General features: G+C 72.8%; 18 protein-coding genes. 15 read left to right on the top strand and 3 right to left on the bottom strand.

Annotated features, from left to right (window positions below):
• The first annotated feature begins 3 nt into the window (after window positions 1-3).
• From hemB to ACRAKJ_RS39890, 11 genes are all read left to right on the top strand, one after another.
• Window positions 4-981 (top strand): porphobilinogen synthase, encoded by a 978-nt coding sequence (gene hemB, locus ACRAKJ_RS39940; RefSeq protein WP_438923883.1) that lies wholly within the window; start codon window positions 4-6, stop codon window positions 979-981.
• Window positions 978-1529, top strand: a complete 552-nt coding sequence (locus tag ACRAKJ_RS39935) for a hypothetical protein (protein WP_438923884.1) — start codon at window positions 978-980, stop codon at window positions 1527-1529. Before hemB ends, ACRAKJ_RS39935 begins: the two co-directional genes overlap by 4 nt.
• 43 nt (window positions 1530-1572) lie before the next feature.
• Window positions 1573-2199, top strand: coding sequence for a hypothetical protein (locus tag ACRAKJ_RS39930; protein ID WP_438923885.1), 627 nt, complete (start codon window positions 1573-1575; stop codon window positions 2197-2199).
• Window positions 2200-2278: 79 nt separating this feature from the next.
• Complete coding sequence (locus ACRAKJ_RS39925) at window positions 2279-2788, top strand: hypothetical protein (RefSeq protein WP_438923886.1); 510 nt, start codon at window positions 2279-2281, stop codon at window positions 2786-2788.
• The gene (locus tag ACRAKJ_RS39920) at window positions 2785-3201 is read left to right on the top strand and encodes a hypothetical protein (protein WP_438923887.1); all 417 of its coding nucleotides are present in this window, start codon (window positions 2785-2787) and stop codon (window positions 3199-3201) included. The genes ACRAKJ_RS39925 and ACRAKJ_RS39920 overlap by 4 nt, the downstream gene beginning before the upstream one ends.
• A gap of 13 nt (window positions 3202-3214) precedes the next feature.
• Entirely contained in the window at window positions 3215-3733 is a 519-nt protein-coding gene (locus ACRAKJ_RS39915; RefSeq protein ID WP_438923888.1) for a hypothetical protein, read from the top strand.
• Window positions 3734-4174 carry a hypothetical protein gene (locus ACRAKJ_RS39910; RefSeq protein ID WP_438923889.1) on the top strand — a complete coding sequence of 147 codons (441 nt, stop codon included), beginning with the start codon at window positions 3734-3736 and terminating at the stop codon, window positions 4172-4174.
• A gap of 12 nt (window positions 4175-4186) precedes the next feature.
• Window positions 4187-4561, top strand: coding sequence for a hypothetical protein (locus ACRAKJ_RS39905; protein ID WP_438923890.1), 375 nt, complete (start codon window positions 4187-4189; stop codon window positions 4559-4561).
• An 11-nt stretch (window positions 4562-4572) separates the two neighbouring features.
• Window positions 4573-5877 carry a glutamate-1-semialdehyde 2,1-aminomutase gene (gene hemL, locus ACRAKJ_RS39900; RefSeq protein WP_438923891.1) on the top strand — a complete coding sequence of 435 codons (1305 nt, stop codon included), beginning with the start codon at window positions 4573-4575 and terminating at the stop codon, window positions 5875-5877.
• Entirely contained in the window at window positions 5874-6500 is a 627-nt protein-coding gene (locus tag ACRAKJ_RS39895; RefSeq protein WP_438923892.1) for a histidine phosphatase family protein, read from the top strand. Before hemL ends, ACRAKJ_RS39895 begins: the two co-directional genes overlap by 4 nt.
• Window positions 6497-7072, top strand: coding sequence for a TlpA disulfide reductase family protein (locus tag ACRAKJ_RS39890; RefSeq protein ID WP_447008827.1), 576 nt, complete (start codon window positions 6497-6499; stop codon window positions 7070-7072). The genes ACRAKJ_RS39895 and ACRAKJ_RS39890 overlap by 4 nt, the downstream gene beginning before the upstream one ends.
• A gap of 63 nt (window positions 7073-7135) precedes the next feature.
• Here ACRAKJ_RS39890 and ACRAKJ_RS39885 read toward each other — a convergent pair whose 3' ends face one another.
• Entirely contained in the window at window positions 7136-8092 is a 957-nt protein-coding gene (locus ACRAKJ_RS39885) for a M64 family metallopeptidase (protein WP_438925655.1), read from the bottom strand.
• A 160-nt stretch (window positions 8093-8252) separates the two neighbouring features.
• Between ACRAKJ_RS39885 and ACRAKJ_RS39880 the strand changes: the two genes are divergently transcribed.
• The 4 genes from ACRAKJ_RS39880 (at window position 8253) to ACRAKJ_RS39865 (ending at window position 13216) form a co-directional block, all read left to right on the top strand.
• The gene (locus ACRAKJ_RS39880) at window positions 8253-9029 is read left to right on the top strand and encodes a cytochrome c biogenesis CcdA family protein (RefSeq protein ID WP_438925654.1); all 777 of its coding nucleotides are present in this window, start codon (window positions 8253-8255) and stop codon (window positions 9027-9029) included.
• Window positions 9029-10630 (top strand): cytochrome c biogenesis protein ResB, encoded by a 1602-nt coding sequence (gene resB, locus ACRAKJ_RS39875; RefSeq protein ID WP_438925653.1) that lies wholly within the window; start codon window positions 9029-9031, stop codon window positions 10628-10630. Before ACRAKJ_RS39880 ends, resB begins: the two co-directional genes overlap by 1 nt.
• The gene (ccsB, locus tag ACRAKJ_RS39870) at window positions 10630-11571 is read left to right on the top strand and encodes a c-type cytochrome biogenesis protein CcsB (protein WP_438925652.1); all 942 of its coding nucleotides are present in this window, start codon (window positions 10630-10632) and stop codon (window positions 11569-11571) included. The genes resB and ccsB overlap by 1 nt, the downstream gene beginning before the upstream one ends.
• A 178-nt stretch (window positions 11572-11749) precedes the next feature.
• Window positions 11750-13216 (top strand): nucleotide-binding protein, encoded by a 1467-nt coding sequence (locus ACRAKJ_RS39865; protein ID WP_438925651.1) that lies wholly within the window; start codon window positions 11750-11752, stop codon window positions 13214-13216.
• 58 nt (window positions 13217-13274) lie between these two features.
• Here ACRAKJ_RS39865 and ACRAKJ_RS39860 read toward each other — a convergent pair whose 3' ends face one another.
• Both ACRAKJ_RS39860 and ACRAKJ_RS39855 read right to left on the bottom strand, forming a co-directional pair.
• Window positions 13275-13457, bottom strand: a complete 183-nt coding sequence (locus tag ACRAKJ_RS39860) for a hypothetical protein (RefSeq protein ID WP_438925650.1) — start codon at window positions 13455-13457, stop codon at window positions 13275-13277.
• A 54-nt stretch (window positions 13458-13511) separates the two neighbouring features.
• Complete coding sequence (locus ACRAKJ_RS39855) at window positions 13512-13727, bottom strand: BldC family transcriptional regulator (RefSeq protein ID WP_438925649.1); 216 nt, start codon at window positions 13725-13727, stop codon at window positions 13512-13514.
• Window positions 13728-13878 lie beyond the last annotated feature (151 nt).

Below are 13878 nucleotides of genomic sequence, written 5' to 3'. Positions count from 1 at the left end.
GCCGTGTTCCCAGCCCACCGGCCCCGCAGGCTGCGCACCACGCCCGCCATGCGGCGCCTGGTCAGCGAGACGACCGTCCGGCCGCGCCAGCTCGTGCTGCCGATGTTCGTCAAGGAGGGCGCGTCGCGGCCCACCGAGATCGCCAGCATGCCGGGCGTGCACCAGCACACCCGCGAGTCGCTGGTGAAGGCGGCGGTGGAGGCGGTGCAGGCGGGCGTCGGCGGCATCATGCTGTTCGGCGTCCCGGCGGAGCGCGACGCGGTCGGGTCCGGCGCGACCGACCCGGACGGCATCCTCAACGCCGCCCTGCGCGACCTGCGCTCCGAGCTGGGCGACAGCACCGTGCTCATGTCGGACCTCTGCCTCGACGAGTTCACCGACCACGGCCACTGCGGCCTGCTCACGCCGGACGGCGCGGTGGACAACGACGCCACGCTGGAGGTCTACGGCGAGATGGCCGTGGCCCAGGCCGAGGCGGGCGCCCACGTGGTCGGCCCCAGCGGCATGATGGACGGCCAGATCGGGGTGGTCCGGGCCGCGCTGGACGAGGCCGGGCACACCGACACGGGCGTCCTCGCCTACAGCGCCAAGTACGCGTCCGCGCTGTACGGGCCGTTCCGGGACGCGGTGGAGTCGCAGCTCCAGGGCGACCGCAAGACCTACCAGCAGGACCCGGCGAACATCCGCGAGTCGCTGCGCGAGGTCGCGCTCGACCTCGCCGAGGGCGCCGACATGGTCATGGTGAAGCCCGCCCTGCCGTACCTCGACGTGCTGGCCGCCGTGGCGCAGGTCTCGGACGTGCCGGTCGCGGCGTACCAGATCTCCGGCGAGTACGCGATGGTCGAGGCAGCGGCGCGCAACGGCTGGATCGACCGCGAGCGCACCGTGCTGGAGATGCTCACCTCGATCCGCCGCGCGGGCGCGGACGTCGTGCTCACGTACTGGGCGGTGGAGGCCGCGGGCTGGCTGGACCGGGGATGACCGCGCCCGCACCGAAGACGAAGGCGAAGCCGGACCGGCCGGCCCCGCCGAAGCGCGTCGACCTGGCCCGGTGGCTGTTCATCCTCAGCGCCCTCGTCGGCGCGGCCCGGTTCGTGGTGCAGCTCGGCGACCGGGAGATGCTGATCGGCGAGCTGCGCGCCCGCCAACCCGGCCTCGGGCAGGACGAGCTGGACGCCGCCGCGACCGGTGGCGTCGTGTTCGGCCTGCTGCTGGTGTTCGGCGTGCTGCTGCTGTACGTGCTGCTGGCGAACCGCGTGGCGTCCGGCCGGAACTGGGCGCGCATCGCGCTGACCGTGCTCGCGGCGGGCGGCGCGTTCCTCGGCGTGATCCGGCTGCTGGCCGTCGCGACCGGGTTCGCCTCGGCGTTCGGCCTGGCCGTCGACCCGCTTGACCTGGCCTTCGGCACTGTCACGATGATCATCGACGTGGTCGCCGTGGTGCTGGTGTTCTCGCCATCAGTTTCCGGGCACTTCCGATCAGTGCGTACAGTCAGTGTAAAGCCACCACAGGTAGCTAACGGATTGTGATTTCCGGTCGACTGCGACCCCGCGCACTCCTACGGTCCGTCGCATGACCACTCCGAACGACCCCTACAACCAGGGCAACAACCCCCAGCAGGGCGGTTACCCGCAGCAGGGCGGTTACCCGCAGCAGGGCGGCTACCCCCAGGGCGGCCAGCCCCAGGGCTACCCCCAGCAGGGCGGCTACCAGCCGGCCCCGCCGCTGAGCCACGGTGAGATGGCGGCTCCCGCGCGTCCGAAGTCCGTGGACACCGCCTACCTGCTCTGGCTGGTCGCGGCCGGCCTCGGCATCCTCGGCAGCCTCCTCGGCTTCGCCACCGCGCAGGCCGTGGCGGAGGAGACCGCCCGCTCCCTCGGCGTGGACCCGTCCCTCATGGGCGACATCCAGCCGAGCTACGGCAGCCTGATCGTCAGCCTGGTCATCGCCGTGCTGTGGGTCCTCGTCGTGATGCAGATGCGCAAGGGCGCCAACTGGGCCCGCATCCTGCTGACCGTCCTCGGTGCCCTCTCGGTGCTGTTCGGCCTCATCGGCCTGGCCGTGATCGGCATCCTGTTCTCGGTCGGCTTCCTGGGCGCGATCCAGGCGCTGCTGAGCCTGGTCCAGCTGGTCGCGATCATCGGTGCGATCGTCTTCATGTTCAAGTCCGACTCGAACCACTTCTTCAAGGCCAGCTGAGACCCGGCGGCCACAGGTCCGCTGCCCACCGCCTGTCGCGGTGGACAGCGGGCCGGGGCCGCCCCTAGCGTTCTCCCGCGTGACGACTCCGCAGGACGACAACGACCCGGTCCGGCCCATGCCCATGCCCGCCTGGGAGCCCGCCGGCCCCGCCCGTCCCGCCGAACCGCGCGAGGTCCGCGCGTCGTTCTGGCTGTGGATCGCCGGCGCCGCGCTGCTGGTGCTGTCCTCGCTGCTGGTGCTGACCCAGCAGGACGCCGCCGCGGAGGCCGCCCGCAACAGCCCCGGCGGCACGCAGGGCCTGACCGAGGAGCAGTTCCAGGCCGCCGTGAAGGCGAGCCTGGTGTTCGTGACGGCCGTCGGCGTCGCGCTCGGCCTGCTCATGGCGTTCTTCGCGTACCGGCTGCGCGCCGGCCGCACCTGGGCGCGCATCGCGCTGACCGTGCTCGGCGCCGTCGTGTTCGTCTACCACCTGCTCGGGTTCTCGCTGGTCGGCCTGCTCATCGTGCTGGTCGTCGGCGCGGCGATCGTCACGCTGTACCTGCCGAGCTCGAAGGCGTACTTCGACTCCCTCAAGCGCGCCGGGTGAGCGGGGCGCCGTCCCGGGTCGCGCCGCCCCCGGTCGTGCGCGCGGCCACCGCCGTGTGGTGCGCGCTCGGCGCGTTCCTGCTGCTGGAGAACGTCGTGCTGTGGCTGCGCCGCGCCGAGTTCGAGCAGGCCGCGGCCCGCGCGGGTGACGACCCGGCGCTGGTCGGCGGCATCTTCGCGCAGCTGACGCTGGTAGCCGTGCTGTTCGGCGTCGGGTACGTCGGCGGCGGCCTGCTGCTGCGGCGCGGCAGGCGGTGGGCGCGGGCCGTGCTGTCCGCGGTCGCCGTGCTGCACGTGCTGTGGATCGTGCTGCCGGGCGCGAGCGCGGTGAACCTGGTGACGTTGCTGCTCATCACGATCGGTTTGGCCCTCACGTGGCTGCCCCGTACGGCACAGTGGGTGAAGCAGCACTAGCCGCGGAGACGACATGACCCAGCCACCGTTCGACCCGTACGGCACGCCGATGAGACCGGTGCACCAGCCGCAGGCGGGCCCGCTGCCCGGTTACCCGGGCCAGATGCGCGGCGTGGACCAGCGCACGACGGCGCTCGTGCGGCCCCCGGTGGTCCTGGCGGCGTTCGTGCTGTGGGTGTTCGCGTCGCTGTCGTGGCCGGTCGGCACGGTCGTGCGGTTCGTCGCCGAGGACGGCGGGCTGGTCGGCGCCGGGGCGGTGCTGACCCTGTTCGGCACCGGCTGCCTGGCCCTCGGCGGGGTGCTCGGCGCGGTGGCGTTCCTGCGCGGCAGCTACCACGCGAGGCTGGCGCTGTGCGGCAGCGCGCTGGTGATCGGCGTCCTGGCCGTCGCGGCGGTCCTGGTGGGGGCGCGCGACGGCCTCGAACCCGCCTCGTGGGTCGTGGTCGTGCTGCGGCTGGTGCTGCTCGTCGCCGCGTCCGCGGTCAGCTTCCTGCCGGGCACCCGGTACTTCTTCGCGGGGAACCTCGGTTAGGTGGAGCAGCCGACCGTCTACGCCGAACCCGGCGCGTCCTGGTGGCCCCTGCTGTGGGGGCCGGTGTTCGCCCTGCTCGGCCTGGGCGTCGAGGCCCTGACCGACGCGTTCCGACCGGTCCTGTGGTCGCTGGTGGCGGTGGCCCTGTTCCTGCCCACGCTGCTGTGGGTGCAGGGCAGGCGGCGGCTCTACGCAGTCCGGCTCACCCCGGTGGCCCTGCACGCGGGCCGCGAGGAGCTCCAGCTCCGCGACGTGGCCGAGGTCGAGGGCGTGGAACCGCGCTCGGGCGCCCCCATCCTGGGCGGCGGCTGGACCCTGCCGCGCGGCACCGAGGCGGTGCCGCTCAAGCTGGTCGACGGGCGGGTCGTGACGGCGTGGGCGCGGGACGCCGACGCGCTGCGCGCCGAGGTGGCCGCGCTGCTCGCCACGCGCCGGTCGTGAGAAGCTGACCACGTGACCGCCACCACCGTGGAGACCGAGCCGGACACCGCCGAACCCCGGCTGCACCAGCCCCGGCGCGCGTTCGTCGCCGTCGGCGAGGTGGTGCTCGCGGTGGCGCTGGTGGCGCTCGCGGTGTGGTGCTGGCAGCGCGGCATCCTGCGCTACAGCTACCCCGTGCCCGACCACGCGCCGCTGGAGTCGACGCGGGTGAAGGGCAACTGGGTCGGCGCCGCCGCCGGGCTGGTCCTGGTGGCCGGGGTGCTGCTGCTCGACGCGGTGCGGCAGGTGGTGCTCGCGGTGCGCACCCGCACCCCGAAGGGTGACGACCGGTCGCGCGACGACGGGCGACAGGACGGCTGGGAGCAGGACGCCGAACCCGGCGTGTGAGACTGGACGGCGTGACAGCGACGCGATCCCAGGAACTGTTCGAGCGCGCGGCGGCGGTGATCCCCGGCGGCGTGAACTCCCCGGTCAGGGCCTTCCACTCGGTCGGCGGCACGCCCCGGTTCATGGTGCGCGGCGAGGGACCCCACCTGTGGGACGCCGACGGCAACCGGTACGTCGACCTGGTCTCCTCCTGGGGGCCGATGATCCTCGGCCACGCCCACCCCGACGTGGTGGAGGCGGTGCGGGCGGCGGCCGTGCGCGGCCTGTCGTTCGGCACGCCCACCGAGGGCGAGATCGAGCTGGCCCGGGAGATCGTCGACCGCGTCGCCCCGGTCGAGCAGGTGCGCCTGGTCAACTCCGGCACCGAGGCCACGATGAGCGCGATCCGCCTCGCCCGCGGCTTCACGGGCCGGCCGAAGGTCGTCAAGTTCGCGGGCTGCTACCACGGGCACGTGGACGCGCTGCTCGCCCAGGCCGGGTCCGGCGTCGCCACGCTCGGCCTGCCCACCTCGCCCGGTGTCACCGGCGCGCAGGCCGCCGACACGATCGTGCTGCCGTACAACGACCTGGAGGCCGTCCGGCGGGTGTTCGCCGAGCACCCCGACCTGATCGCCTGCGTCATCACCGAGGCCGCGGCGGGCAACATGGGCGCGATCGCCCCGAGGCACAACGCCGAGCTGAAGGCCCTGTGCGAGGCGAACGGCGCGCTGCTGGTCATGGACGAGGTCATGACGGGCTTCCGCGTCTCGCGCGCCGGCTGGTACGGCCTGGAGGGCGTCGCCGGCGACCTCTACACGTTCGGCAAGGTCATGTCCGGCGGCCTGCCGGCGGCGGCGTTCGGCGGGCGGGCGGACGTGATGGCGCGGCTCGCCCCGGCCGGGCCGGTCTACCAGGCGGGCACGCTGTCCGGGAACCCGGTGGCGGTGGCCGCGGGCCTGGCCACGCTGCGCGCCGCCGGCGACGACGTCTACCGCGCGCTCGACGCGAACGCGTCCAGGCTGGGCGCGCTGTTCACCGCCGCGCTCACCGAGGCGGGCGTGGCGCACCGAGTGCAGTTCGCGGGCAACATGGTCAGCGTGTTCTTCAGCGCCGACGAGGTCACCGACTACGCGGGCGCGCAGGCCGCCGAGACGTGGCGCTTCCCGCCGTTCTTCCACGCCCTGCTGGAGCGCGGGGTGTACCCGCCGCCGAGCGCGTTCGAGGCGTGGTTCGTCAACGCGGCCATGACCGAGCGGGACTTCGAGCAGATCGCCGACGCCCTGCCGCACGCCGCCCGCGCCGCCGCGGCGGCCACCCCCGGAAAGGCCGCGAAGTGAAGACCGTCGTCCACCTGCTGCGGCACGGCGAGGTGCACAACCCGACCGGCATCCTCTACGGCCGCATCCCCGGCTTCCGGCTCTCCGAGCGCGGCCAGAAGCAGGCGCTGACCGTGGCCGAGCACCTGCGCGACCACGACATCGCCCACGTCGTCGCGTCCCCGCTGGACCGGGCGCAGCAGACGGCGTCCCCGATCGCCGACTCGCACCGCCTGGAGCTGGCCACCGACGAGCGGCTGATCGAGGCCGACAACAAGTTCGAGGGCCTCAAGGTGGCGGTCGGCGACGGCGCGCTGCGCTCGCCCGAGCACTGGCCGAAGCTGGTGAACCCGTTCCGCCCGTCGTGGGGCGAGCCGTACGTCGAGATCGCGCACCGGATGCTGGGCGCGGTGCAGCGGGCGCGGGCGGCGGCCGAGGGCCACGAGGCGGTGTGCGTGTCGCACCAGCTGCCGATCTGGACGCTGCGCCGGTTCCTGGAGGGCAAGCGGATGTGGCACGACCCGCGTCGCCGCGAGTGCTCGCTGGCGTCGTTGACGAGCCTGGTGTTCGAGGACGAGCAACTGGTCCGCGTGGTCTACACCGAGCCGGCCGGCGCGACCGACCCGAGGGTGACCGGCGCATGAGGTCGGTCGCGGCCGCCCTGGTGGCCCTGCTGCTGCTCGCCGGCTGCGCCACCGGTGACGACGCGGTCGCCACGGGCGGCGAGTTCCAGCTGGTCGCGCCCAACGGGGAGACCAAGCTCCGCTACGACGGCGACGAGCGCAAGAAGGTCGTGGGCCTGACCGGGCCGAGCCTGATGGAGGACGGGGCGACCGTCTCCCTGGACGACTACCCGGGCAAGGTCGTCGTGGTCAACATCTGGGGCGCGTGGTGCCCGCCGTGCCGCACCGAGGCGCCGGAGCTGCAGAAGGTGCAGGACGAGGCCGGGCCGCTGGGCGTGCAGGTGCTGGGCGTGGACGTGAAGGAGACGTCGACCGAGCTGCCGCGCGACTTCATGGCCAACCGGCAGCTGACCTACCCGTCGATCTACGACGAGTCGGGGCGGGCGATGCTGTCGTTCAAGGGCCTGCCGCCCAACGCCGTGCCGTCCACGTTCGTGCTGGACAAGCAGCACCGGGTCGCCGCCGCGTTCCTGGGCGGCGTGATCGCCACCGACCTGCTGCCGATCGTGCGGGACCTGGCCGCCGAGGCGTGACGCCCCGGCGGCCGGGCCCCGCCCGGCAGCGCCCGTCAGGTCCCGGCCGTCAGGTCCCGCCCGTCAGCGCAGTTCGGGCACCCTGGCCCGGAAGGCGTCGACCATCGCGTCCCGGCCGACGAGGTTGAACTCGCGGCCGAGGGTGCGCATGATCGAGTCCGAGGTGGGCCGGTAGAGCCCGGTCCGGTGGTACCTCGCGCCCTCGAACGCGCCGACCGCGCCGCCGTCGGGTGACGGCTGCCCGAGGTGGGCCGACCACTTCGCGCCGGTCGGGTCCCTCGTCACGTTGACCTCGGTCGGCTCGGTCCCGGTGTAGGTCTCGTAGGGGTAGTCGTACTCGTCGGCGAGGCCGCCGATGGAGTGGCCCAGCTCGTGCACGGCGATCTGCCCGGCCAGGTCGTTCGCGCCGGCCGCGGTGGCGACGCCGCCGCCCGCGCCGCCGTACTTGGCGGTGTTGCCGAGCGCCACGACCTGGTCGGCGCCCGGCGCGAGCGCGGCGAACTGGGTGGCCTTGGTCTGGTTCACGCACAGCAGCCGCTCGGTCTGGAGGTCGCGCCCCTGGCACCAGAAGCCCATGTCGAGCGCGGTGTCGCGGGCGCTGCCGAGCGCCGGGTCGTTGTCCACGCCGGACTGGTTCGAGACGACGTCGACCCGCCACACGTTGAAGTACTGCTTGTAGGACTTGAACGGCTCCACGGCGGACAGCTCGTCCCACTTGCCCACCACGTGCGAGTGGTAGGCATCGGCGTCGGCGGCGGTGTAGCCGTCACCGACGAAAACGAGGTCGAAGCGCTGGTCGGGGGCGCCGGTCTGCTGGACCGCGACGACCTCGGCGGCCACCTCGTCCGGCGCGGCGGCGGCCTCGACGGTTCTCGCGACGGCGGTCCGGGTGATCGAGCCGTCCGGGGAGAACACCTCCACCCACTCCACGTCGGGCTCCGCGGCGCCGCCGGGCAGGGGGGCGGCGGCGACCGCGAGGACCACGGCCAGCGGCAGGGACAACAGCCGGTGTGCACGCATGCACGTCACGCTATGAAGTGGGTCACTCGTCGGCAAGGGTGGATGGTCGGGTTTCGATTCGCCACGAATGGGTAATGCGTGACGCGTGGGTGTGTGAGCTGGATCGCCCATAAGGGACACCGGTGAGCGACGTCAAGTGGCACTTACCTACCCTGGACGCGTGAACCCGACCGACCTGGCCACCTCGGGCCCCATCCTGCTCGCCACGGGGGTCGCACTGCTGGCCGGGGCCATTTCGTTCGCGTCACCGTGCGTCGTCCCGCTCGTCCCCGGCTACCTCGCGTACCTCGCCGGGCTGGTCGGCGCGGAGGCGCCAGCGGTCACCGGCGGGGAGGCGCCCAAGACCGGTCGCTGGCGGGTCGCGGGCGCCGCGCTGCTGTTCGTGCTCGGGTTCACCGTCGTGTTCGCCCTCACCTCGTTCGTGGTCCTCGGGCTGACCGACGTCTTCTGGCTCCAGGGGGAGCTGCTCCAGCGCATCGGCGGCGTCGTCACCATCGCCATGGGCCTGGTCTTCATCGGCCTCGTGCCCGTCCTCCAGCGCGACGTCCGCCTGCACCGCGTGCCCCGGGCCGGCCTGCTCGGCGCGCCGCTGCTCGGCGGCGTGTTCGCGCTCGGCTGGACGCCGTGCCTCGGCCCGACCCTCTCCGGCGTCCTCATCCTCGCCAGCGGCACCGAGGTCGGCTCGACCACCGTGCGCGGCGTCGTGCTCGTGCTCGCCTACTGCCTCGGCCTGGGCCTGCCGTTCGTCCTGATCGCGCTCGGCGCGCGCTGGGCGGTGCGGGCGACCGGCTGGCTGCGCGGGCACGTCCGCCAGGTGCAGGTGTTCGGCGGCGCGCTGCTCATCGCCGTCGGCGTCGCCCTGGTCACCGGCCTGTGGGGCGATTTCGTGGGCTGGCTGCGGGACGCCGTGGTCAGCGACGTGGTGCTGCCGCTCTGATGGCCACCACCACCGACGTCCCGCCCGCGCCCCCGTCCCGGCGCCCGCCCGGCGCGGCCCGCGCCGTCCTCGCCTTCCTGCGCAACACGTGGCGCGGCCTCACCGCCATGCGCACCGCGCTGACCCTGCTGTTCCTGCTCGCCCTCGGCGCGATGCCCGGCGCCCTGCTGCCGCAGCGCTCGCTCAACGCCACCAAGGTGGACGAGCACATCGCCGGGAACGGCTGGTGGGGCCGGCTCCTCGACGACCTCCAGTTCTACGACGTCTACGCCAGCGCCTGGTTCTCCGCGATCTACGTGCTGCTGTTCGTCTCCCTCGTGGGCTGCCTGCTGCCGCGCACCTGGGAGTACCTCCGGCAGGCGCGGGCCAAGCCCGTGCTGACGCCGCGCAACCTGACCCGGATGCCGCACCACGCCACCGGCGTGACCGAGCGGACCCCCGAGGAGGTCGTCGCGCACGCCGAGCGGCGGCTCCGGGGCTGGCGCCGCGTCACCCGCGAGGAGCCCGACGGCAGCCGCACGGTCAGCGCCGAGCGCGGCTACCTGCGCGAGACCGGCAACCTGGTGTTCCACTTCTCGCTGCTGGGCCTGCTGATCGCCTTCGCGCTGGGCAAGATGTTCGGCTACGAGGGCCAGGTCATCGTGCCCGCGGGCGGCGGCCAGTTCTGCAACTCCGGCGTCTACAACTACGACTCCTTCCGGCCCGGCCTGCGCGTCGACGGCACCGACCTGAGCCAGTTCTGCGTGAAGGTGGGCGACTTCAGCGCCACCTACCTGCACAGCGGCCAGGCCGAGAGCTACCGCGCGGACCTGGAGTACCAGTCGGGGGAGGACCTCGCGACCGGCACGTGGCGGCCGTACGCGCTGGAGGTCAACAGCCCGCTGCGCACCGCCGGCGACCGGGTCTACCTCATCGACCACGGCTACACGCCGCTGTTCACGGTGACCTTCCCGGACGGCCAGGTGCGCACCGGCACCGTCCAGTGGCGGCCGGTCAACCCGGTCACCATGGCCTCCGAGGGCGCGACCAAGCTCGACCCGCCGGGCGTCACCGACCCCGAGCAGCGCCGCAGGAGCCAGCTCGCCATCACCGGCCTGCTCGCGCCGACCGCCGTGTTCCGCGGCGACCTGCTCGACTCGGCGTTCCCCGCGGCGAACGACCCGGCGGTCGCGATCGACGTCTACCGCGGCGACCTGGGCACCGACTCGGGGCGCGGCCAGTCGATCTTCTCGATCAACCAGCAGATGGTCGAGGAGGGCAAGCTGGTCAAGGTCGCCCGGCAGAACCTGCGCGCCGGCGAGCAGCTGACCCTCGACGACGGCACCGTGGTCCGGTTCGACGGCGTCCGCGACTGGGTCGCGCTCCAGGTGTCGCACGACCCGACCCAGGTGTGGGTCCTGGTGTTCGCGATCCTGGTCATCGTGGGTCTGGGGCTGTCGCTGAGCATCAAGCGCCGCCGCGTCTGGGTGCGGGCGGCGGTCGGGGAGGACGGGCGTACCGTGGTCGAGGTCGGCGGCCTCGCGCGGACCGATCAGGCCGGGTACGGCGAGGAGTTCACCGGACTCTCGCGCGACCTGCTGGCCAAGGAGGAGAAGAGCTGATGCCGGTCAACTCGGCCCTGTCGACCTACAGCGACTGGACGTACGGCGCGGCCGTCGCCGTCTACTTCTTCGCCGCGCTCCTGTCCCTGTGCGAGGCGGCGTTCGCGAAGCCCGCCAAGGCCAGGGAGCGCGAGCTGGTCGCCACCGCCGGCGGGACGCGGGCCGACGGCACGTGGACGCCCGGCCTGGTGACCAAGGCGCAGCGCTCGCGCGCCGAGCGCCTGGGCTCGATGGGCCTCGCGCTCACCGTCCTCGGCGCACTGCTCCAGGCGATCTCCCTGGTGCTGCGCGGGTTCGCCACCGGGCGCGCCCCGTGGGGCAACATGTACGAGTACGGCTCGCTGCTCACGCTGGCGGCCGTCGTCACGTGGCTCGTGCTGACCCGCACCTTCCCGGTGCGCAGGCTCGGCGGCTTCGTGCTCGTGCCGATCGTGATCCTCATGTTCCTCGGCGGCACGGTGCTCTACGCCGACGCCGCGCCCGTGCAGCCCGCGCTCCAGTCCTACTGGCTCGTGGTGCACGTCTCGGTCATCTCGATCTCCAGCGGGGTGCTGCTGGTGCCGGGCGTGGCCAGCGTGCTGTACCTGCTCAAGTCCTCGGGCCGGTCGCGGTTCGCGAAGCTGCCCGACGCCGACGTGCTCGACCGGCTCGCCTACCGCAGCACGGTGTTCGCGTTCCCGCTGTTCACCATCGGCATCATCTGCGGCGCGATCTGGGCCGAGGCGGCCTGGGGCCGGTTCTGGGGCTGGGACCCGAAGGAGACCGTGGCGTTCGTGTCGTGGGTCGTCTACGCGGCCTACCTGCACGCCCGCGCCACGGCGGGCTGGCGCGGCAGGCCCGCCGCGTGGATCAACTCGCTGGGTTTCGCGCTGACCGTGTTCAACCTGTTCTTCATCAACCTCGTAACGACTGGGTTGCACTCGTACGCGGGTGTCTCCTGATCGCGTAGACCACCACCTGCGCGATGACCGTTCGCCCACGTCGCGCGCCTGCCGAGGCTCGCGCGCACGTGGGTGAGCGCACACCCAGTGTCGAGGAACCGCTGGTGGTTGACTACCGTCGAACGCGTGGGGTCGGGGACGTCCCGACTCTTTTCTCGCTCAGGGAGGGACCCCAGCGGTGACCGGTCGCTACGAGAATCCTGAGCCGTCGTGGCAGCCGCCGGCAGGCGCTGAGGGGCAGCCCACCACCACCCCCGAGCCGCAGCCGCAGTACACCGAGCCGCCGACGGTCTACCTGGACCCGGCCCAGTCGGGGCAGGTCCAGTCCGGTCCGGTGCAGGGCGGGCAGGTCCAGTCGGGGCCGCCGTCGGGCGGGTTCCCGGTGCAGGGCCAGCAGTCCGGCCCGTACCAGGTGCCCCCCGGTCAGCAGTCCGGCGCCTACCACGTCTCGGGCGGCCCGTCCGGCGCCTACCCGGTGCAGGGCCAGCAGTCCGGGCCGTACCCGGTGCAGGGGCAGCAGTCCGGCCCGTACCAGGTGCCGCCCGGTCAGCAGTCCGGTGCCTACCAGGTCTCCGGCGGCCCGTCGGGCGCCTACCCGGTGCAGGGCCAGCAGTCGGGGCCGTACCAGGTGCCGCCCGGTCAGCAGTACCAGGGCCAGTACCAGGGCGGGTTCCCGAACAACTTCCCGCAGAGCGTCGGCCCCCAGCAGCCGCAGCCCCCGCAGGCGAACGCCAACGAGGTGTCCTCGCAGCAGCTGATCAAGCGGGCGAAGCGACCGCCGCAGTCCGGCTGGCGCAAGACCCTGCACTCGATGACCGGCGGCTTGGTCAACCTGGGCGAGAGCCCGGCCGACCTGCGCCGGCGCGAGCTGATCGGCCGCATCAACCAGCCCCTGCGCGGCTGCTACAAGATCGCGATGCTGAGCCTGAAGGGCGGCGTCGGCAAGACCACGACGACGACCACGCTCGGCTCCACGTTCTCGTCGCTGCGCGGTGACCGGGTCATCGCGGTGGACGCCAACCCGGACCGCGGCACGCTGGCGCTGAAGGTGCCCAGGGAGACCACGGCGACCGTGCGGCACCTGCTGCGCGACGCGTCCCGCATCACCCGGTACAGCGATGTGCGCGCCTACACGTCCCAGTCGCCGAGCCGGCTGGAGATCCTGGCGTCCGAGCAGGACCCGGCGGTCTCCGAGGCGTTCAGCGACGAGGACTACCTGCGCACGGTCGCGTTGCTGGAGCTGTTCTACAACATCGTGCTGACCGACTGCGGCACCGGCCTGATGCACTCGGCCATGAAGGGCGTGCTCGACCAGGCCGACTCGCTGGTGCTCGTCTCGTCCGGTTCGGTGGACGGCGCGCAGACGTCGGCGGCCACGCTCGACTGGCTGGAGGCGCACGGGTACCGCGACCTGGTCGCGAGGTCCGTCGCGGTGATCAACTCGGTGCGGCCGGGCTCGGGCAAGGTCGACCTGGACAAGCTGGCCGCGCACTTCGCCCAGCGCTGCCGCGCCGTGGTGCGCATCCCGTTCGACCAGCACCTGGAGGAGGGGGCCGAGATCGAGCTGGACAAGCTCGCCCCGGACACCCGGCTCGCGCTGCTGGAGCTGGCCGCCACCGTGGCGGACGACTTCCCGAACAACTAGGCGTCCCCGGGCGACCGGGCGTCACGAAGGGGCCCCGGTCGACGGGGCCCCTTCGCGGTCACTCTTCTTCTTCCGGCTTCTTCTTCTTGCGCTGCTCACCGAGCTTGCGCAGGAAGTCGGGGTCGTCGTCGGGTGCGACGAACCGGCGGCTGGGGGCGGTATCGACCCGGTCCGGTCCGAACGAGCGCCACAGCAGCACGGCGATCGTCAGTGCACCGACCACCGCTAGCAGGTACAACATGTGGTCGCCACCTCCTTTGCCACGAGATTACCCGCGTTCAGGAGGTGTTCGGCGTCAGTGCCTGACGGGTTCGGTCGCCTCGGTCGTGAGCTGCGACAACAGCTCCTGGACCTCCGACTCGCGGAACCGGCGGTGACCACCGGGCGTCCGGATGGAACCGATGCGACCCGCGGTGGCCCACCGGGTCACGGTCTTGGGGTCGACCCGGAACAGGTTGGCGACCTCGCCCGGCGTGAGCAGTCGTTCCCCCGCGTGTGCTGTGACGGTCACGGTGATCCTCCCCGATGACGAGCAGACTTACCGGACGCATCGTGGCATCCCACCCTTCGGGTACTCGAACGCTTGGGTGATGGTAAAGAGGTAGCAAAGGGACGAAGCGTGCGGTTCGGACATCGCCCCGGGTGGGCCTAGGCTGTGGCCG

It is taken from the genome of Saccharothrix sp. DSM 118769, from assembly GCF_052936295.1.
This window is presented reverse-complemented; position numbering and strand designations above follow the sequence as displayed.

Bases quoted from the DNA above. Each gene is read 5' to 3' on its own strand.
- ACRAKJ_RS39885 (WP_438925655.1), bottom strand. From the start codon at position 8,092: ATGCGTGCACACCGGCTGTTGTCCCTGCCGCTGGCCGTGGTCCTCGCG.
- ACRAKJ_RS39890 (WP_447008827.1), top strand. From the start codon at position 6,497: ATGAGGTCGGTCGCGGCCGCCCTGGTGGCCCTGCTGCTGCTCGCCGGC.
- ACRAKJ_RS39860 (WP_438925650.1), bottom strand. From the start codon at position 13,457: ATGTTGTACCTGCTAGCGGTGGTCGGTGCACTGACGATCGCCGTGCTG.
- ACRAKJ_RS39930 (WP_438923885.1), top strand. From the start codon at position 1,573: ATGACCACTCCGAACGACCCCTACAACCAGGGCAACAACCCCCAGCAG.
- ACRAKJ_RS39935 (WP_438923884.1), top strand. From the start codon at position 978: ATGACCGCGCCCGCACCGAAGACGAAGGCGAAGCCGGACCGGCCGGCC.
- ccsB (WP_438925652.1), top strand. From the start codon at position 10,630: ATGCCGGTCAACTCGGCCCTGTCGACCTACAGCGACTGGACGTACGGC.
- ACRAKJ_RS39915 (WP_438923888.1), top strand. From the start codon at position 3,215: ATGACCCAGCCACCGTTCGACCCGTACGGCACGCCGATGAGACCGGTG.
- resB (WP_438925653.1), top strand. From the start codon at position 9,029: ATGGCCACCACCACCGACGTCCCGCCCGCGCCCCCGTCCCGGCGCCCG.